The sequence below is a fragment of the Brevibacillus sp. SYP-B805 genome (assembly GCF_011059135.1).
GTDB lineage: Bacteria > Bacillota > Bacilli > Brevibacillales > Brevibacillaceae > Brevibacillus_F.
In genome coordinates this window covers 165729-184182 of record NZ_JAALGD010000009.1, presented here as the reverse complement: position 1 = coordinate 184182, position 18454 = coordinate 165729, and the positions used below count along the sequence as shown (strand labels likewise).

18 protein-coding genes and 1 rRNA gene are annotated in these 18454 nt (G+C 58.3%); 2 read left to right on the top strand and 17 right to left on the bottom strand.

What is annotated here, in order from left to right:
* From G3578_RS12995 to groES, 3 genes are all read right to left on the bottom strand, one after another.
* Window positions 1–125: ribosomal RNA gene (locus G3578_RS12995) — 16S ribosomal RNA — on the bottom strand; the annotation flags it as partial.
* Window positions 126–513: 388 nt separating this feature from the next.
* Window positions 514–2130, bottom strand: a complete 1617-nt coding sequence (groL, locus tag G3578_RS12990) for a chaperonin GroEL (protein ID WP_165213312.1) — start codon at window positions 2128–2130, stop codon at window positions 514–516.
* A gap of 52 nt (window positions 2131–2182) precedes the next feature.
* Window positions 2183–2467: a co-chaperone GroES gene (gene groES, locus G3578_RS12985; protein ID WP_165213311.1), complete on the bottom strand. Its 285-nt coding sequence runs from the start codon at window positions 2465–2467 to the stop codon at window positions 2183–2185.
* A gap of 248 nt (window positions 2468–2715) precedes the next feature.
* Between groES and G3578_RS12980 the strand changes: the two genes are divergently transcribed.
* Window positions 2716–3966 (top strand): CAP domain-containing protein, encoded by a 1251-nt coding sequence (locus G3578_RS12980; RefSeq protein WP_165213310.1) that lies wholly within the window; start codon window positions 2716–2718, stop codon window positions 3964–3966.
* Window positions 3967–4161: 195 nt separating this feature from the next.
* On the opposite strand, the gene G3578_RS12975 is transcribed toward G3578_RS12980, so the two are convergent.
* The 6 genes from G3578_RS12975 to G3578_RS12950 form a co-directional block, all read right to left on the bottom strand.
* On the bottom strand, window positions 4162–4584 hold the full coding sequence (locus G3578_RS12975; protein ID WP_165213308.1) for a hypothetical protein: 423 nt from the start codon (window positions 4582–4584) through the stop codon (window positions 4162–4164).
* Window positions 4585–4659: 75 nt separating this feature from the next.
* Complete coding sequence (gene tatC / locus G3578_RS12970) at window positions 4660–5424, bottom strand: twin-arginine translocase subunit TatC (protein WP_165213307.1); 765 nt, start codon at window positions 5422–5424, stop codon at window positions 4660–4662.
* Window positions 5425–5445: 21 nt separating this feature from the next.
* Window positions 5446–5781 carry a twin-arginine translocase TatA/TatE family subunit gene (locus G3578_RS21175; RefSeq protein WP_165213306.1) on the bottom strand — a complete coding sequence of 112 codons (336 nt, stop codon included), beginning with the start codon at window positions 5779–5781 and terminating at the stop codon, window positions 5446–5448.
* A 29-nt stretch (window positions 5782–5810) separates the two neighbouring features.
* Window positions 5811–6812 carry a molybdopterin-binding protein gene (locus G3578_RS12960; protein WP_165213305.1) on the bottom strand — a complete coding sequence of 334 codons (1002 nt, stop codon included), beginning with the start codon at window positions 6810–6812 and terminating at the stop codon, window positions 5811–5813.
* Window positions 6806–7321: a MogA/MoaB family molybdenum cofactor biosynthesis protein gene (locus G3578_RS12955; RefSeq protein ID WP_165213304.1), complete on the bottom strand. Its 516-nt coding sequence runs from the start codon at window positions 7319–7321 to the stop codon at window positions 6806–6808. Before G3578_RS12955 ends, G3578_RS12960 begins: the two co-directional genes overlap by 7 nt.
* An 86-nt stretch (window positions 7322–7407) precedes the next feature.
* Complete coding sequence (locus G3578_RS12950) at window positions 7408–8004, bottom strand: 5-formyltetrahydrofolate cyclo-ligase (protein ID WP_165213303.1); 597 nt, start codon at window positions 8002–8004, stop codon at window positions 7408–7410.
* A 106-nt stretch (window positions 8005–8110) separates the two neighbouring features.
* Here G3578_RS12950 and G3578_RS12945 point away from each other — a divergent pair, with 106 nt between their 5' ends.
* Window positions 8111–10048 carry an ABC-F family ATP-binding cassette domain-containing protein gene (locus G3578_RS12945; protein WP_165213302.1) on the top strand — a complete coding sequence of 646 codons (1938 nt, stop codon included), beginning with the start codon at window positions 8111–8113 and terminating at the stop codon, window positions 10046–10048.
* Between the two features lie 27 nt (window positions 10049–10075).
* On the opposite strand, the gene G3578_RS12940 is transcribed toward G3578_RS12945, so the two are convergent.
* The 8 genes from G3578_RS12940 to G3578_RS12905 all read right to left on the bottom strand — a co-directional run bounded on the left by G3578_RS12940 (window position 10076) and on the right by G3578_RS12905 (window position 18453).
* Window positions 10076–12310 (bottom strand): hypothetical protein, encoded by a 2235-nt coding sequence (locus G3578_RS12940; RefSeq protein ID WP_165213300.1) that lies wholly within the window; start codon window positions 12308–12310, stop codon window positions 10076–10078.
* Window positions 12311–12612: 302 nt separating this feature from the next.
* Window positions 12613–13866: a M1 family metallopeptidase gene (locus G3578_RS12935; RefSeq protein WP_165213298.1), complete on the bottom strand. Its 1254-nt coding sequence runs from the start codon at window positions 13864–13866 to the stop codon at window positions 12613–12615.
* Window positions 13867–14103: 237 nt separating this feature from the next.
* Window positions 14104–15195, bottom strand: a complete 1092-nt coding sequence (gene tsaD / locus G3578_RS12930; RefSeq protein WP_165213296.1) for a tRNA (adenosine(37)-N6)-threonylcarbamoyltransferase complex transferase subunit TsaD — start codon at window positions 15193–15195, stop codon at window positions 14104–14106.
* Complete coding sequence (gene rimI / locus G3578_RS12925) at window positions 15179–15649, bottom strand: ribosomal protein S18-alanine N-acetyltransferase (RefSeq protein WP_241254605.1); 471 nt, start codon at window positions 15647–15649, stop codon at window positions 15179–15181. The genes tsaD and rimI overlap by 17 nt, the downstream gene beginning before the upstream one ends.
* A 13-nt stretch (window positions 15650–15662) precedes the next feature.
* Complete coding sequence (gene tsaB / locus G3578_RS12920) at window positions 15663–16370, bottom strand: tRNA (adenosine(37)-N6)-threonylcarbamoyltransferase complex dimerization subunit type 1 TsaB (RefSeq protein WP_165213292.1); 708 nt, start codon at window positions 16368–16370, stop codon at window positions 15663–15665.
* Entirely contained in the window at window positions 16351–16824 is a 474-nt protein-coding gene (gene tsaE / locus G3578_RS12915; protein WP_165213290.1) for a tRNA (adenosine(37)-N6)-threonylcarbamoyltransferase complex ATPase subunit type 1 TsaE, read from the bottom strand. Before tsaE ends, tsaB begins: the two co-directional genes overlap by 20 nt.
* A gap of 26 nt (window positions 16825–16850) precedes the next feature.
* Entirely contained in the window at window positions 16851–17849 is a 999-nt protein-coding gene (thiL, locus tag G3578_RS12910; RefSeq protein WP_165213288.1) for a thiamine-phosphate kinase, read from the bottom strand.
* Between the two features lie 139 nt (window positions 17850–17988).
* A complete protein-coding gene (locus G3578_RS12905; protein WP_165213286.1) occupies window positions 17989–18453 on the bottom strand; it encodes a SprT family protein in 465 nt (154 codons plus the stop codon).
* Window position 18454 lies beyond the last annotated feature (1 nt).

Genomic DNA, 18454 nt, shown 5'->3' with positions numbered 1-18454 from the left:
TGCGGGCAGGTTGCCTACGTGTTACTCACCCGTCCGCCGCTGGGGCCCGAAGGCCCCCGCTCGACTTGCATGTATTAGGCACGCCGCCAGCGTTCGTCCTGAGCCAGGATCAAACTCTCCAATAAATTGAAAGATATTGATCAAAGCTTCATTCTCAAAAAAATGACTTGGCTCGCTTCACGCGTTCGCTGTTCAGTTTTCAAAGAGCATTTTCACAGCTCACTCGGCATTCAGGCGCCGACCCTTTAAACTCTACCACATGTCTACATTTGAAGTCAAGTGGTATTTTTAGATGTTTTGTTCACTGCCTCTTAAAAAAAGCGACATGAGATATCTTAGCAAAACCACTCGGAGAACACAACCCCTTTTTGTACTTTCGAAAGATTAAGTTCGCGAACGCGATAAAGGTTGAAAGTATCAGAAAAAATGCCTAGCATGCTGTCAATTTCATGCATATGCAAGAAAAAAAGAGACAGACCAATGTCTGCCTCTTTTTCTCTCGATATAGAGAGATTACATCATGCCGCCCATGTCAGGCATGCCGGCGTTAGGTTTGGATTCTTCCGGTTTGTCAGCAACAACCGCTTCGGTAGTAAGGAACATAGCCGCTACGGAAGCAGCGTTGGAGAGCGCGGAACGAGTTACTTTCGCCGCGTCTACGATACCGGCTTCGAGCATGTTTACCCATTCTTCGGTAGCTGCGTTGAAACCGATGCCTACCGGTTCTTTCTTCAGGCGCTCTACGATGACGGAGCCTTCCAGACCAGCGTTGGCCGCGATTTGACGAACCGGCTCTTCCAGGGCGCGCAGCACGATTTGTACACCGACTGCTTCTTCGCCTTCCGCTTTGACAGCTTCTACCGCTTTCGCCGCGTTCACCAGCGTTGTACCGCCGCCAGGAACGATACCCTCTTCAACTGCAGCGCGGGTAGAGTTGAGCGCGTCTTCGATACGCAGTTTCTTTTCTTTCAGTTCGGTTTCGGTAGCGGCACCAACCTTGATAACGGCTACGCCGCCAGCAAGTTTGGCCAGACGCTCTTGCAGTTTCTCACGATCGAAGTCAGAAGTCGTATCTTCGATTTGTTGACGGATTTGGGCAACGCGGCTTTCGATCGCAGCTTTGTCACCCGCACCTTCCACGATGGTGGTGTGTTCTTTGGTAACCACAACTTTGCCAGCGCGGCCGAGCTGCTGCAGTTTGGTGGACTTGAGTTCAAGACCCAGTTCTTCGGTAATAACTTCCCCGCCGGTGAGAACCGCGATGTCTTGCAGCATGGCTTTGCGGCGATCACCGAAGCCAGGAGCTTTCACAGCAACGGCCGTGAAGGTACCGCGCAGTTTGTTCACCACGAGGGTAGCCAGCGCTTCGCCTTCCACATCTTCCGCGATGATCAGGAGCGGCTTGCCGCTTTGTACCACTTGTTCCAGAATCGGCAGGATTTCCTGGATGTTGGAGATCTTCTTGTCAGTAATCAGGATGTACGGATTGTTCAATACCGCTTCCATCTTGTCCGTATCGGTGATCATGTACGGAGAAGCGTAGCCGCGGTCGAACTGCATCCCTTCCACAACTTCCAGCTCGGTGCTGAAACCTTTGGACTCTTCAACAGTGATAACACCGTCTTTGCCCACTTTTTCCATCGCTTCTGCGATCAGATTACCGATTTCTTTATCGTCAGCGGAGATAGCCGCAACTTGGGCGATGGACGCTTTGCTTTCAACCGGCTTGGCAATTTTCTTGATTTCTTCCACAGCGGCGCGAACTGCTTTTTCCATACCGCGGCGGATCACCATCGGGTTAGCGCCGGCGGTTACGTTTTTCAAACCTTCGCGAATCATGGCATAAGCCAGAACGGTCGCAGTGGTAGTACCGTCACCGGCAACATCGTTTGTTTTGGTTGCCACTTCTTTAACGAGCTGCGCACCCATGTTTTCATAAGCGTCTTCCAGCTCGATTTCTTTCGCGATGGTTACACCGTCATTGGTGATGAGCGGAGAACCGAATTTTTTCTCCAGAACCACGTTACGGCCTTTCGGACCGAGGGTAACTTTCACAGCGTTAGCCAGTGCTTCCACACCGCGCAACATGGAGCGGCGGGCGTCTTCCGAAAACTTGATTTGTTTTGCCATGGAATACTCAACCTCCTATGTGTATGGGTCGTACGTTATGGGAAACCTCAGGTTAGCCGATGATCGCGAGAATGTCGGATTCGCGCAGAACCAGCAGCTCTTTGTTATCCACTTTCACTTCGGTGCCTGCATATTTGGAGAAGATGACTTTGTCGCCTTCTTTAACTTCCAACGGGATACGCTCGCCGTTTTCCGCTACGCGGCCGGAACCGACTGCGATAACGCGGCCTTCTTGCGGTTTTTCCTTAGCGGTGTCAGGCAGTACGATACCGCTCGCAGTTGTTTCTTCCTTCGAAATTGGTTCGAGTACCACACGGTCTCCCAATGGCTTCAACACAGTAAACACCCTCCTCAAAAATGGTGATTGCTATACTTGTTAGCACTCACTGCAGGGGAGTGCTAACACCAATTCCTATAATAATGAATCCCACCCCACTTTGCAAGTATCTTCCTCCACTTTTTTTCAACCGGAAACCGTCCGCAAAATCTATGATTCTTGTGAAATTCTCCGAAACGGTTCTATTCTCGGAGCCCTCTTACTATAAATAGCAGTATAACCGACCATGCATCCAGGAGGGAGAAAAGATGCGCTTATGGCTTCTCGTCGTTATTCTCGCAGTCTCGCTATTGGGAATCTCACAAATTTTTGCGGCTGATGGCCACTCTCTGATTCGGGCCAGCCTGCAGCCTGCCGCCCTCTATCTCGATGGTGAACAAACCGCTTCTGTCCCCGCTGTGATCGAGTACCAGGGAACCGCGTATGTCCCGCTGCCGGCGATCGGCGAAACGCTGCACAAACAGACAGGCTGGGATGGGAAGCAGCAGATCATCTGGCTTGGGGCAAAGCCGGACGCAGCGGTCGCTAACGCTAAGAAAAGCGCTCCTGCCCCGATCGAAAAAAAGCCCGCCCTGCCGTCCGCCGCAAGCGCGCAGGCAGAACCCGCGATCTCGCTGTTTGGCATTACCCTGGGAATGACAGAAGAGCAGGTGCGGCAGACGCTCGGCCAACCGGCCAGACGCGAGCCGAGCCCTCTCGGCTATGAGTGGTGGATCTACAACCAGCATCTCGACCGCTACCTGCAGGTGGGCCTCCGGGCGGGCAAAGTGGTGGACCTTTACTCCAACGCCCCCCTCGCCCGGATCGGCAATGTGAGCATCGGGACCAGCTATTCTTCCCTGTTGGGCAAGCAGACGATCAAGCATGTTGTCAGCTTTGCCTATCAAGGCGCCAATATCCAGATCACCAATCAGGAAAACGTGCGTCCGCTCTCCATGAATGGAGAGATTCCGCTCATCTTCTACCTCGACACCCAAAACCAGCAGAAAGTGACCGCCTTGCGGATGATGGACAAGCTGACTCTGCTCCAGGGCGGCTACTATGAGACCAAGTGGACTTACCAGGGAGAAGCGCCTAACTTTGACCCGGCCCCTCTGTCCGTCAAGCAGCGGGAACTGGTGGATGCCGCCCATGAACGGCAGCTGCTCGATCTGGTCAACGTGGTGCGCTACCGGTACAAGCTGCCGCTGCTGTCCTGGTATCATCCTGCCGCCATGGTCGCCCGGAATCACAGCCAGGACATGGAAAACGTCGGCTATTTCAGCCATGTATCCGCCACCTCCGGACTGGATCCGTTTCAACGCCTCCAGCATGCCGGCATCTCCTTTCTCATGGCAGGCGAAAATATCGCCGCCGGCTTTCCCGATGCCATCGAAGCCCACGAGAACTGGATGAACAGCCCCGGCCACCGCAAGAACATCCTGGAAAAAAGCTTCGCGCAGCTGGGGCCCGGCGTCTATGCCGACTACTACACCCAGGATTTCCTGACCTTGAAGTAAAAAACCCCGCCGACTTAAGCTAACGCTCCACCCACTCGGCGATAGCTAACGCTTTGCCGAGTGGGGTCCCTTGCTGGTGTCGGCGGGGCCCCCAACCTTTCCACCTTTGCTTTAGCGCTTTAAAGAACCTAAAATTTCCGATATACAAATAAAGAACCCGCCCGGTGCCGTACCGCAAGCGCCGAGCGGGTTCTTTCAACCAGCTGACGGTCCGAGATGCAGGAGACGTCGCAGCCGGTCGGTCTTTTCGCCGAATTCCAGAACCAATGTGTCGTTCGCCTTGGTATGCAGGATCAGATACGGCCTTCGTCCCCCTTGTTTCGGCATCACCACGAACATCTGGGTGATCACTTCATCGATCCGGTCGGCCTTCACATGCAGCTCCTGCGGCGGTGCGAGCGGAATCTTGGCGATCAGCGCATGGGTTAATGGCGGGTTCAGTTCCGTCACTTTGCCGCTGACGCTGTCCAGGATCACCCGCGCTTCCTTTTGGAACTCCTCCGTGTTGGCAAACGTCTCGATCACCCGTTCAACATCTGAATCAAACAGTTCCACCTGTTCAGCCGCAACCTGTCCTCCTGTCGCCAGCAGGAAGCATAAAGCCAGCAGTGCCCACACGTTCCACCACCTCCAATATGCGGTTAGTATGCCCGCAAAAGAAAAAAACTCCCGCCACAAATGGTGGGAGAGCATTTATTCCGTGTCGTAGCCGAATTCCTGCTGCCACTCTTTGTCTTCCTGCAGCTGTTTGCGGTACACCATCCGCGAGAGCCAGATGCTCATCTCATACAGCAGAAGCAGCGGAATCGTCACCATGATGTCGCTGAGAATCTCCGGCGGCGTCAGCGTGACCGCCACCACCGTGAGGCCAAAATAGGCAAAGCGGCGCATTTTGGCCAGACGCATCGGATTCAGGATCCGCAGCCTGGTTAAAAAGATGACCAGGATCGGCAGTTCAAAGAGAAAGCCGAACGGAATGACCATATTGAACAAAAAGCCGAAATACTGCGCGATCCCGTAGTTCGGATCAATCTGAATGCCCATGGCGATTCCCGTCATAAACTGCATGATCATCGGAAAAACGACGAAATAGCCAAACGCAAGGCCGATCAAAAAGAGAAAGAACGCCGCCGGAATAAACGACAGCGTCACCCGTTTCTCCTGCGGCCGCAGTCCGGGACTGACAAACCGCCACATGTGGAACAAGGCGACCGGCAGCGTGATGATCAGGCCGATGACAAACGAAAACTGCATATAGACACGCAGGACGTCGGAGGGATCAAACGATTTGAGCGGCACCCCTCCCGCCAGCGGGCTTGCCTTCAGATACTCGATCACGTCGCCGGCATAATAAAGGCCGATCCCCATGGAGAAGAGAAACACCACAAGCACCCAGATAATCCGCCGCCGCAACTCGGCCAGGTGCTCCACCACCGTCATTTCTTGGCTATCGCTCATGACACTACCCGCCACCCCGATTTACGCTTTGGATCGTTCGTTGTCCGCCTGCGCGCGCTCGGCTTCCAGCTTGGCCCGGATTTCCGCTTCCAGGCGCTCCCGCTCGATGCGTTCGCGGATTTCCCGTTCCAATTTTTCGCGGTCGACGTTGTCGGGAAGCGCTTCCGCCTTGTTCACCGCCACCGTCTTCCCTTCTTCCTCATCCTCGTCCTTGGTCAGGCCGCGCGTGGCGTTTTTAAACTCCTTCAGGGTATGGCCGATCGCTCTGCCCAACTCCGGCAGCTTCTTGGGTCCAAACAATACCAGGGCAATGACAAGAATCAAAATTAATCCGGGTATGCCGATCGAATTTCCCATTCGTATTCACTCCTTGTGATTTTGGCTGTTTAGCATTTGATCAGGCCGCCATAGCCCAGGCGGGTGATATCTTTCTCCTCAATCCGCTCGCCCGCCAGGATGCGCGGCAGGAACACATCAAAAGAGGTAAACGGCTCATGCATCACCGCGCCGGGGAGACCCAGCACCGGGATATCCCCGATATAGGCCACCAGCAGCATCGAACCCGGCAGCATCGGCGTGCCGTAGCGCACCACCTGCGCGCCTGCTCCCGCGATCGCTCCCGGCGTCCGGTCATCCGGATCGACGGACATCCCTCCGGTCACCAGGATCAGATCGACCCCTTGCTGAACGAAGTAGCGGATCTCCTGTTCGATCAGCGCTTTGTCGTCCGGGGCGAAGCGCTGTTCCACCACGGTCGAGCCGAGCGCTTCCACCTTGGCCCGAACGGCCGGACCGAACTTGTCCTGGATCCGCCCGGAATACACCTCGCCGCCGGTAGTGACAAGCCCTACCCGTTTCGGGGCAAACGGCATCACCGTGACGATCTCCTCGCCGAAGCCCCGGGCGATGCTCTCCAGTTCCGCGATCCGCTGTTCTTCAATGATCAACGGGATGATGCGGGCGGCAGCCACCGCGTCACCCGGCTTGACAACCTGATTGTTCTCCCGTGTGGCCAGCGCAATCGCTTCCAATGCATTGATGGCATGAATCGCCTCTTCCTTTACCTTTAACAGGCCGAGGCAGGTGGATTTCAGCGTCACCTTGCCTTCATACGGCTCGGTCAGCGTCAGGTTCTTGCCGGCCACCGCCTGCGCGATGCGGATGCCCGCGTCGTCTTCATGCAAGTGGCCCTCCGGCATCTCCATGATGTAAATATGTTCCTTGCCGATGGAAAGCAGCGGCTCGATATCCGCTTCCGTAATCACGTGCCCTTTTTTGAACAGCCGCCCTTTAAACTCACCGGGCAGAATCTGGGTCATGTCATGCGGCAGCACAAGCCCGACGGCTTCCCTGACGGGGACTTCCTTAAAGGTAGGTTTTTTTACCATCCCAATCCCCCCCAATCCTCGTTGGCCTGTGCGGTCCCCTGCAAAATATGCAGGGCATCGGCCAGCATGTCGCCGATCGCATTGAAGCAGACCTCCACCCCTTTGGGATTGCCGGGGAGGTTGATGATCAGCGAATTGCCTCTCGTCCCCGCCACCGCTCTCGTCAGGATCGCCCGGCGGGACTGCTGCAGTCCGGCGCGGCGCATCTCTTCCGCAAGACCGGGCACCGGGCGGTCGATCACCCAAGCGGTCACTTCAGGGGTCACGTCGCGCGGGCTTAAGCCGGTGCCCCCCGCCACGATCAAGAGATCGCACTTCTCCCGATCCACCAGTTCGATCATGGTCTCTTTCAATTCTTCCATGTCATCGCTCACGGTCCGATAGACCGCCACATCCGTTTTCAACCATTCCTGAACCAACTGGCGCAGAATCGGAATGCGATCGTCTTCACGCTCTCCCCTGGCAATCGAATCGCTCGCCGACAGAACACCGACCTTCCAGTTTTTCATTTGGATTCCTCCCGTTGTCCATGAGTTTAATACTACACGGTTTTGTCCCTATTGTAGATAGAAATGCAACAAATGTTTCATACCTGTCACAAAAGGCGACGAGAAAACGGACCATGAATCCCGCCGTCCGTCACCACGTAATCCACAGGGTGATCGTGCGGCTCCACCGGAACCCGCTCCACCATCTGCATGGCAAAGGCATACCCCACCAGCAGGGGGCGGTGGCCGCAGCCCTCCAGAAAACGGTCATAGTAGCCGCCTCCATAGCCCAACCTGCCGCCCTGCCCGTCAAAGGCAAGGCCGGGCAGCACCACCGCCTCCAGCCTAGAAATGTCCGCAGGCCGGCTTGCCATCGGATCCGGCTCCCGAATGCCGTACGCCCCCGGCCGCAGGCTCTCTTCGCCGCCGTACACATACGGGGTCAGCCAGCGCTCCGCCGGATCGGTCAGCGGCAGCCAGATTTCCTGCCCGCGCTGCAAGGCGGCGTGCAGAAACGGCCGGGTGTCGATTTCGTCGCGAAACGGGTAAAAAAGAAGGATCGTCCGGCAGGCGGCCAAACGGTCAAGCGCGAGCAAATGCCGGGCGGCCGTCTCGGAGCGCTGCTGCCGTTCCGCTGGCGGCAGCGCCGCGCGCTCGGCCCCGATCCTGCGCCGCAGCGCCTGTTTCTGCTCTCCTTGTCCCATGTTCCCCTCCCATCCCCTCTATTTTTCGAGCCCGTTTCCCCTTGTCCCTGCCTTTTGGCTTACGCTACACTGGAGAAAGGTTGTTTCATGACGCTGAGGTGAAATCATGATCTTGCTGCAAGCCGAACACATTCAAAAGTCATATGGTATCGACATCATTTTACAGGATATATCCCTGCAGATACAAACAGGGGAACGCATCGGCCTTGTCGGGGTAAACGGCGCCGGCAAATCGACGCTGATGAAAATCCTGGCCGGACAGCTGAGCTATGACAGCGGCGTCATCCGCAAGCCGAAAGAGGTGACGATCGGCTATCTCGCTCAGGACAGCGGTCTGGAATCGGACCGGACGATTCAGGAGGAAATGCTTTCCGTATTCGCCCATCTGCAGGAAGAAGAGCGGGAGCTGCGCAGGCTGGAGGCGCTGATGGGCGACGCGGCGGTGCTGGCCGATCCGAAGCGCTACGAGCAGATCCTGGAGGAATATTCGCGCCGCTCGGAAGCGTTTAAGGAAAACGGCGGCTACAGCTATGAAGCCAATATCCGCGGCGTGCTGCACGGCCTGCGCTTCGCCGACATGGATGCGGACACGCCGATCCGGACGCTCTCCGGCGGCCAGAAGACCCGGCTCGCGCTGGCGAAGCTGCTGCTGCAGGCACCGTCCATCCTGCTGCTGGACGAGCCGACCAACTATCTGGACATCGAAACGCTCACCTGGCTCGAGACGTATCTCCAAAATTATCCGGGCGCCATTCTCGTCGTCTCCCACGACCGCTACTTTCTGGACAAACTGGTGACCGTGGTGTACGAAATCGAACGGACGCGGGCAACGCGCTATCCGGGCAACTACAGCCAATTTCTCGACCTGAAGGCGGCCAAGCTGGAGCAGGAGTGGAAGCGCTTCGAGAAACAGCAAGAAGAAATCGCCAGGCTGGAAGATTTCATCGCCCGCAACATCGCCCGCGCCTCCACCACCAAGCGAGCGCAAAGCCGGCGCAAAACCCTGGAGAAAATGGAGCGGTTGGAGCGGCCGATCCTGCAGAACAAGTCGGCGCACTTCTCCTTTGACATCGCCAAAATGAGCGGCAATCTCGTCATCAAGGTGGACGATCTGAGCGTCGGGTATCCGGATGCGGTTCTCTCCCGCCATCTCACGTTTGAAATCGAACGGGAGGAACGGGTCGCGCTGGTCGGACCGAACGGGATCGGCAAATCCACCCTGCTGAAGACCATCGTGGAGAAGCTGCCGGCGCTGGCCGGCTCCTTCCGCCTGGGCAGCAACGTGACGATCGGCTACTACGACCAGGAACACCGGGAACTGCACGAAGGCAAGACGGTGCTTGCGGAAATCTGGGACGATTACCCGCACATGCTAGAAAAAGAGGTGCGCACCCTGCTGGGCAACTTCCTGTTCAGCGGGGACGACGTCCAGAAAAAGATCGGGGAGCTGTCCGGCGGCGAACGGGCCCGCGTTTCGCTGGCCAAGCTGATGCTGAAGCAGGCCAATTTCCTGATCCTGGACGAGCCGACCAACCACCTGGATCTCTACAGCAAAGAGGTATTGGAAAACGCCCTCTTCGATTATCCGGGAACGATCCTGTTCGTCTCCCACGACCGCTATTTCCTGAACAAAATCGCCACGCGCGTGCTGGAGCTGTCTCCGGACGGCGTAACCAGCTATCTGGGGAACTACGATTACTATGTGGAGAAAAAAGAAGAGCTGGCCTTGTTGGCCAGCGAAGCGGCGGTTACTGCGGGACAGGGCAGGAAAGGGGAGGCTCCCGCGATCGCGCCGGAAAAGTCCAGCTATGAGCAGGATAAGGAAGCCAAACGGCGCGAACGGCAGCGGCAAAAGCGGCTCGAAGAGATCGAAGCCGGGATCGCCGAGCGGGAAGCGGCCATCGCCCGCTGGGAAGAGGAGCTCTGCCTCCCCGAGGTGTACAGCGACCATGTCCAGGCGAAGGAACGCAATGACCGGATTCAGCAGGCGAAAGCGGAAATCGACAAGCTGTACGAGGAATGGAGCGAGCTGAGCGAATCCTGAACCGGACCGACTGCCGAACCGGACCAACTACGTGGTGTATTCCCGGTCGGCCGGATGGCCCAAGGCGGCATACAGCGCGGGAGCCACGAAGAAAATGATGGACGTCGCCGCCGACACGATGCCGGAATCATTCAGCACAAGACCGGCAAGCGACCCGGCGATCACCCCGTGAAAGCCCTTCACGATGCAGGGATAGCGGGCGGACAGTCTGCGCAGGTAGCGATCCGGCCTCAGGCTGAACAAGCTGATCACCACGAGCGAGACGGCAAATACCTTGCTCCAGGCGGAAACCCGGATCAGCCGCCAGTTCATCTCCAGCTTCCGTTCCACGATCTTTCCCACTTCCGTCCAGTTGCCGCTGACGATGTCCTGCGCGACGCGTCCCACATGCGTCAGCGGCTGGGATGAGCCAAGATTGATGATGATCAGCGCGGCGATGCCGCCGAGCAGGCCCCCTGCCAGCAGCAGGAGGCCTTTTTTGCCTGCCTTCCAGTCATGCAGCCGAAACAGCGTGACCCCGAATCCTGCCGTGGCGGCAAGAAACCCGCCGGCATTGGCCCCAAGGGACGGCAGCGCCATGTAGGCCAGGATGCAGCCAAAGAGCAGCACCGCCCCTCCCGCCGAAAGCCAGGCAATGCGCCCCTTCCCCCATTCATGGAGCGCGGCGGCAAAGGAAATGGCCGCTCCGATCACCACGCCTTCATACTCGTTGCCAAGGCCGTAAAACCTTGCCCCGATCACCGGATCGTAGCCCATGTAGGAGCGGCGCATCGCTTCTCCCCCGGTCAAGCCGTCCAGCAGAATCCCTGCCACCGTCACACCGGATGACACCAGCAGCATGGCGGGAAGCGACCGGTTTTCCACCGCAAGCGCAAGCCCCAATGCCAGCATGATCAAGAAGCCCAACACAACGGGAGGCGCTGCGGACCATCCGAGCAAGGGTTCCAGCAAAAACAGCGCCGGAAAAAACAGCATCGACAGCAGCGCCAGGCGGATACCCCGCCGCCATCGTTCCGCCGATGGGGCGATCTCCCCTTTTTGCCAGAGCCAGAACAGAGCCGCCGCAACCAGGATAAAGATCTGCAGCATGACGTATGTGTACATGACAGAGGGGCGGTTGGCGTAGATCCGGTCGATGTCGCTCACCCGGGCGAGCAGACCGGCAAGGCCCTCCCCCTCTTTCCCGGCTGTCATCACATGCCCGATCAGCCCCTCGGGGCGGGGAATGTGCAGCCAGGCAAGGAGGGTGGGCAGTACGTCCAGGCCGCTGATCAAGCCCGGCTGCCTTGTCGTAGCGGAAGTTAACAGCCCACCCGTTCCCGGCGGCCGCCAGATCAGCATCGGGGTAAGAAGCGACTTCTCTTTCTGGGAAACCTCGTTGACCAGCGCCGATGTGACCATCACCATCTGCCGCTCCGTCCGCCGCTTCAGCACCTCTTCCAAAAACCGGGCAAGATCCGCCATGACGAGGTCGTATTGCCGCTTGAAGCGCACGGGGTCCATCGCATCCTTCAGCCGGTATAGGCGGGCAAGATCGGCCAGCTCTACCACCAGGAGGCCGGGACGCCGCTCCTCGGCAAGGCGATCCAACAGGTAGCGGTAATGCGTCCGCAGGCCGTTGGGATAGCCGGGATCCGGCAGATTGGTGCGGGCGGAGACATCTCCCGCCGGAATTTCCCCGCGCTCGTCGATGGCAAACAGAGCGGCATGCCGCCGCCGCTCGATCCGGTCATCCCCGTTGCCAAACGCGGCGGCGATCATGCCGTGTTTGGCCAGCGTGCCGCCCAACAGCCCGATGCGCGCCGTAAAGGGCTTATCCATATTCTCTGCTTGCAGGCGGAAAATGCCGGGAAAAAGGAGGGAGGCACCTGCCCCTGCCGATAATGGCGGCGAGGCTTGAAGCCGGGCCATGGAAGCCGCAGCGGTTTCCCCGTTCTCCAGAAGCTCATCCCGCTGATAGACGGTGCCGCTCTTTTCCGTATACAGCGCCTGCCCCCCGCTGCCCATCAGGAGATAGGCATTGGCCTCATGGCGCGGTCCGGCCGACCGGATGGTCATCGCGGCGGCTTGGGCGGATGCCAGCCATTTGTCCACAGGTGGATAACCGCGCAGTTTAGCCAGGTCGGCAAACGACATGCCGTCCACAAAGATCACAATGGCCTGCCGTGGGGGCGGTGTGGAGGGGGCGGCAGCGGCACCGTTTGCGAGACTTGCCCAAAGGAAGGCGATGGGAAGGAACATGCGGCAAATAGGTTTATGCATACGGCCTCCTGTTGATAACAGCCTGAAAGCAGCATGCGGTCCGCTGTGTAAACGTTGAGTTTTCAACAAGGTTATCCACATTTCCCACAACATTATTCACAGGGAAACGCCCACTGCTGCAGGTGCGAACCGATTTATCACCATTATTCACAAGAAAGCGCCTGGACAATCCCCATCTTCTTTTCACCACTTGTGGATAATGGCTTGGACAGCCGTCAGTACAAAGACAAGAGGGCCAAATAACATTGCCCTCCCCGTCAGCCTGCCTGGCAGAGGGGAGGGCAAATGTGCGGGTTTCCTTCCTACTTGGTGATCGAGAAGGATTTGGACGTCAGCGTCTTGCCGTCCATGGTCACTTTCAATTGATAGCTGCCTGCTGTCGGATTGGTCAGCTTCGCGTTGGACGCAAAAACCACTTTCACCGCTTTGGAAGCAGACTGCGAGCTGGACGCTGTCAAGGTGACGGTCTTTCCGGATACCTTGACGCTTTTTACCTGCTTGCCATTAATGGTAATGTACATTCTGTTCAGGGAAGAGGGAATCATGCTGGCACTCGGAAACTCCACCTTCAGCTGTTTCCCTGCTTTGATCTCGTTCGTGCCAAACCTCACATCGAACGAATAGCTGGAGCGGGCGCCAGCTTTGGAGTTGGACAGCGAAACCGGAAAATTGTTGGTCGTGACGGGGGCTTTGATCTCATACGCTTTTGATTTGTAGCTGTAGCCGTCGTATTCCACCGTGATGGTATAGGCTGTTCCCGCTTTGGGGTTCTGGATGCCAAAGTCTTTGAAAAACTCCACCTGCAGATAATCGTCACCATCTGCATATTCGGGAATGCCCACCGTGATTTTGCTGCCGGAAACCGACACGCTTTCCGCAGTGTAGCCGTTTATTTTCACATCTTTGCGATTGACGGTCCCGTTCTTCGGCAGCGTCGTGCCGCTTGGGAAAGTGAGGACAACGCTTTCTCCCTCGATCAGATCGTCGCTTTTGCTATCAAGATCAAACTTTTTGATCACGTAGCCGGAATAGTCTTTCTCATAAGGATTAGTCGGGGTTACGTCAAATGCGTCATTCTTGGTGCCATGACTGCCGCTGTCGTCCTTGCTTTTGATTTTGATGGTTGCATAATCGCTGTCATCATCGTTGTCCGTTTCAACCGAGATTTTATAGCTGCCGGCCTTTTTGGGGTTCGTGATGCCGTCGATGGTGACTTTCAGCGTATCTCCATCTTTATACTTCGTGCCGACTTTAATCGCGATTTCATTGTCGTCTACGGTTACCTTGTCCGGTTCGTCACCATTTACTTCGATATCGTCCGTATCCAGGTCGTCCACCGTGAAAGCATCGTCAAAGGTGATATACATCCTGTCTCCTTTGTCGAAGTCTTCCTCCAGCTTGAATTTCACCGTATATTCCGTCTCTTTCCCGGCGGTATCGTCATCCGCACTTACCGTTACCTTGGTAATGGCCTGCGCCGCCGGAATGGAACTGAACGGAGCGAGTCCCAGCGCAGCCATAAACAACACGGTCAAGAAGCGTTTCCACTGTTTCATGCATACCCTCCATTGCTTTCGTGTTTTGATTGGGACTTTATCACTAACTATGACGCCCGCTGCGGCGAAAACGTTACAGCAAACAACCAAAAAAAGGCCCGGATCAACAGGCATGATCCGGGCAAGCTCCCTCGATGCGATCCGGGGCAACATCCATCGCCCCCAGCTTCTTGTGAATCTCCATCTTCCCCCCATTTCCGGAGCGCCGATTTTTCGGTTTCTCTTTCCATCAATACGTCAATCCATCGTCCTGTCCGAGAGCGGCAGCCCGGCAATCCCGTTCAAATCCAGGCCCGCAAAATTGCCTTTCAGGTAATCGATGTAGCCGGCTGCCGCGATCATCGCCGCATTATCCGTACAGAGCGACAGCGGCGGAATGACCAGGGCCAGCCCTTCCTGTTCACAGCGTTCGGTCAATGCCGCGCGCAGGCCGCGGTTGGCCGCTACTCCGCCGGCAAGCAGCACCTGTCTGGCTTCGTGCGCTTTGGCGGCGCGAATCGTTTTCTCCACCAGCACCTCCACCACGGAGGCCTGGAAGCTGGCCGCCAGATTGGCCGGCTCGATGGTTTCTCCGCGCTGGGAGGCATTGTGAAGCGTATTGAGCACGGCCGACTTGAGTCCGCTGAAGCTGAAATCGTAGGAATCCGGCTCCAGCCAGGCGCGCGGCAGCGGCACATTGGCCTCCCCCTCATGCGCCAGCCGGTCGATGTGGGGACCTCCCGGATACGGCAGGCCCAAGGCGCGGGCCACTTTGTCGTAGGCTTCCCCCGCCGCGTCATCGCGCGTTTCTCCCAGAATCTCATAGCTGCCGTGCTCCTTCATCAGCACCAGCTCCGTATGGCCGCCGGAAACCACCAGCGCGACCAGGGGGAACCGCATTTCCGTCACGAGCCGATTGGCATAGATATGGCCGGCGATATGGTGAACCCCGATCAGCGGTATCCCGCGCGCGAACGAGATCGCCTTGGCTGCGGCCACGCCGACGAGCAGCGCCCCGACAAGCCCCGGCCCGTAGGTTACGGCGATCGCGTCGATCTCTTCCAGCGTCTTGCCCGCCTTGTCGAGCGCCTCCTCGATCGTCAGGGTAATGTTCTCCACATGGCGGCGCGACGCCACTTCCGGCACCACCCCGCCGAAGCGCTTGTGCACCTCCGCCTGGGACGCAATCACATTGGCCAGGACGAGCGTTCCGTCCTGGATGACGGCTGCCGATGTCTCATCGCAGCTCGTCTCCACGCCCAGGATGAAGACCGGCTTGCCCGCTTCCCGCCTGCGCCGGTAGTGTTCCCGCACGCGCTCGATGTAGCGCGGCTCATTCTGTCTCTTCATGCAATGTCACCCACATGATAATCGCGTCTTCCTGATTATCCTGATAATAGTTTTTTCGCCGTCCCGCCTCGACAAACCCGAGCTTGGCGTACAGATTGCGGGCCGTCTGGTTGGAGGGGCGCACCTCCAGGGTCATCCGCTTCCCCCCGAACAGGACGGCCACCGCCATCATCTGCCGCATCAGCCGGTCGCCGATCTTCCTTCCACGGTAATCGGGATGGACGGCAATATTGGTGATATGGGCTTCGTCGCAGATCACCCACATCCCGCAATAGGCGACCACCCGGCCGTCGATCTCGGCCACCACATACCTGGCGTGCTTGTTGATCGTCAGTTCATTGACAAACGCATCCCGGGGCCATGGCGTGGAAAACGAGAGCTGCTCCAGCTGTGCCACCGCATCCACGTCATCCAGCGTCATGAATCGAAACTCCACGTTTTCCCGCTCTTCCATCGTTTTCCCTCTGTTATCCATTCTGCTTCGCCAGCCATTTGGCCTCCGCTTCGGCCACCTGCAAATATTCCGGAACCATGTCGTGCGGACTGCCCGCTTCCGCCAGCCGTCTGATCCCCAACCAGCCGATGTGGGCCGCCCGGGGATGGTTGAAGGCGGCCGGTGCAAAAACGGCGCGCCGCCCCATGCGCTGCGCAATGAGATCGCGATGCATCGCCACATCGTCCCCCAAAAACATCATCGGAGAATCCCCCCATTCTTCGCTGAGCGCATCCAGCCACTCGCGCAGCAGGACGATCCTCTCCGGCAGCGCAAGCGCGACCGAACCATCCTCCTGGGTCCGGTAGCCGCCCGTGTACACCTGCCCCCGCCGCGCGTCAAACATCGGCACGATGCCGCCGGAAAAGCCGGCCGCATTCATCGCCACCGCCTGCAGGCTGGAGACGCCCACGACCGGAATGCCCAGCGCCCACGCCATGCTTTTGGCCGTTGCTACCCCGATGCGCACGCCCGTATACGAACCCGGCCCCTGCGCGACGGCGATCCCGGCCAGCTCATCCGGCAGCAGGTTCAATTCATCCATCAGCCCGGAAATGCTGTCCATCAGCCTGACGGAGTGGTTTTTTTGCAGATTGGTCATCATCTCGCCCAGTACGCGCGCTTCTTCCACAACCGCCACGCTCAGCACCAGGTTGGACGTATCAATCGCCAGTACGCGCATCGTTCCCCAACCTTTCACACAGTTCTATGTACCGCCTGCCCGCCGGCTCCATCCGGCAGATCCGGCTGTCTTCCCCGTCCTTGGTCAAGGTGATCGTCAGCCGCTCCGGGGGCAGCACCGGCTCGATGAGCGACGCCCATTCCACGACGCAGACCCCCTCGCCAAACAGGTAGTCATCCAGGCCGAGGGAAGCCACATCGTCGCCCACCCGGTAAACATCCATATGATAAAGCGGAAGCTTGCCCGCATATTCCTTGATCAGGGTGAACGTGGGACTGTTTACGACCCCGCGGACGCCCAACCCCCGGGCCAATCCCTGGGTAAACGTGGTTTTGCCCGCTCCCAGATCCCCTTCCAGGGCGAGGACATCCCCCGGCTGGAGAAAGGCGGCCAGCCGCTCACCCAGCCGTCTGGTCTCTTCCTCACCGTGCAGGGTCCAAAGATATCTCGACATCACGACCATCTCCTACAGACTGCTTCCTAGCGTGAAAAATGGTTATAGCCACCCTTGGGCAGCGGCGTCCGCACCGTCCCGTCGGCCAGCCAGACCGCCTGCTCTCCTTCCTCGACGCGGCCGATCACCGCAAGCGTGCAGCCGTTCTCTTGAAAGACCTGCTGCAGCCGCCCGATATCCTTCTCCGGCACCGTCCCGACCAGTTCATAATCCTCGCCGCCATACAGCGCCCATGCCAGCGGGTCCTTGCCGGCGGAAGCCGCGTACCGTCTCACCTCTTCGGCGATCGGAATGCGGCGTGGGTCCACCGCCACCGCCACTCCGCTTGCTTCCGCAATCTCCCAAAGCTCGGATGCCAGGCCGTCGCTGACATCATTGAGAGCGCCCGGCCGGCTGCACGACGCAAGCAGCAGCCGGCCTTCCCGGATACGGGGGACCGGCCGCCGATGCATCATGACCAACGCAGGCCACTGCTCCATCTTCTCCCGATCGGCAAGCATCAGGGAGAGGCCCGCTGCGGCGCCTCCCAACGGCCCCGTGACGAAGACGAGATCCCCCGGTCTAGCCCCGGATCTGCGGAGCGCTTTGCCCTGTTCCACCTCGCCCAGCACGGTGATGGAGAGATGCAGGGCATCGGGCGTGGAGACGGTGTCGCCGCCAATGATGCGTACCCCGTGCTGTTCCGCCGCCTCATAGATCCCGTCGTAGATGCGGCTGCACTCCTCCACCGACCATCGGGGGGAAACCCCGATGGTCACCAGCGCAAAGCGCGGAATGCCGCCCATCGCGGCGATGTCGCTCAGATTGCTCACCAGTGCTTTGTAGCCAATGTCGGCCGGCTCCATGGTCTCCCGCAAAAAATGAACGGTCTCGATCATCGCATCGCAGCAGGCGACCACTTCTCTCCCCGCCGCAACCGCGAAGACGGCGGCATCATCTCCAATGCCGACCGATAAGCCGTCCCCTTCCTGGCCGGCCGATCGGCTGGTCCATTGGCGAATGCGGGAGAATTCATCGTGTGGCACCGTTGTCCGCTCCTTTTGCTTCCAAGCAGTTCGAAACGAGGCGTGCCCATGGGCCTGCCTCGCTTGCGACGCGCTTTCGCAGATTTTCATTCATTATACCGTTGGCAAATACGGGGCGCAACCGGCGGCCGTGCGCTTCCTACCCCTGTGTCAGCGGGCGCAGCCGCAGCCTGCCGCGGCATCGGCCGCAGACGTAACGGGACGGATTCACCTTCCGTTTCCGCAGATAGCGCATCCCGCAGCTGGTGCAGAGCAGCTCGTATTTGTACGGCCTGGGTTTGCCGGCGGTCCGGACGCTTTGGCAGTAGCGGCTGCCTCCCACACGGCGCAGCAGCTCCTTGAAGTCGCGATCCGCGTGCCGATACCCCTTCTTCTCCAGATGCAGATGATAATGGCAGAGCTCGTGCTTGATGATGCCCAGCAGTTCCTCTTCGCCATGCTCCTGCAAATGCCGGGGATTCAGTTCAATGTCATGCGACTGCAGCAGGTAGCGTCCCCCCGTCGTCCGGAGGCGGGCGTTAAAGCGGGCCTGATGCCGGAACGGCTTGCCAAACGACGCTTGCGACACCGCTTCCACCAGCGCTTGCAGTTCCTGATCGGTCACG

Coding starts and splice junctions, on each gene's coding strand:
- groL (WP_165213312.1), bottom strand. CDS start 2,130: ATGGCAAAACAAATCAAGTTTTCGGAAGACGCCCGCCGCTCCATGTTG.
- G3578_RS12980 (WP_165213310.1), top strand. CDS start 2,716: ATGCGCTTATGGCTTCTCGTCGTTATTCTCGCAGTCTCGCTATTGGGA.
- tatC (WP_165213307.1), bottom strand. CDS start 5,424: ATGAGCGATAGCCAAGAAATGACGGTGGTGGAGCACCTGGCCGAGTTG.
- G3578_RS21175 (WP_165213306.1), bottom strand. CDS start 5,781: ATGGGAAATTCGATCGGCATACCCGGATTAATTTTGATTCTTGTCATT.
- G3578_RS12960 (WP_165213305.1), bottom strand. CDS start 6,812: ATGGTAAAAAAACCTACCTTTAAGGAAGTCCCCGTCAGGGAAGCCGTC.
- G3578_RS12955 (WP_165213304.1), bottom strand. CDS start 7,321: ATGAAAAACTGGAAGGTCGGTGTTCTGTCGGCGAGCGATTCGATTGCC.
- G3578_RS12950 (WP_165213303.1), bottom strand. CDS start 8,004: ATGGGACAAGGAGAGCAGAAACAGGCGCTGCGGCGCAGGATCGGGGCC.
- G3578_RS12945 (WP_165213302.1), top strand. CDS start 8,111: ATGATCTTGCTGCAAGCCGAACACATTCAAAAGTCATATGGTATCGAC.
- G3578_RS12940 (WP_165213300.1), bottom strand. CDS start 12,310: ATGCATAAACCTATTTGCCGCATGTTCCTTCCCATCGCCTTCCTTTGG.
- G3578_RS12935 (WP_165213298.1), bottom strand. CDS start 13,866: ATGAAACAGTGGAAACGCTTCTTGACCGTGTTGTTTATGGCTGCGCTG.
- tsaD (WP_165213296.1), bottom strand. CDS start 15,195: ATGAAGAGACAGAATGAGCCGCGCTACATCGAGCGCGTGCGGGAACAC.
- rimI (WP_241254605.1), bottom strand. CDS start 15,649: ATGGAAGAGCGGGAAAACGTGGAGTTTCGATTCATGACGCTGGATGAC.
- tsaB (WP_165213292.1), bottom strand. CDS start 16,370: ATGCGCGTACTGGCGATTGATACGTCCAACCTGGTGCTGAGCGTGGCG.
- tsaE (WP_165213290.1), bottom strand. CDS start 16,824: ATGTCGAGATATCTTTGGACCCTGCACGGTGAGGAAGAGACCAGACGG.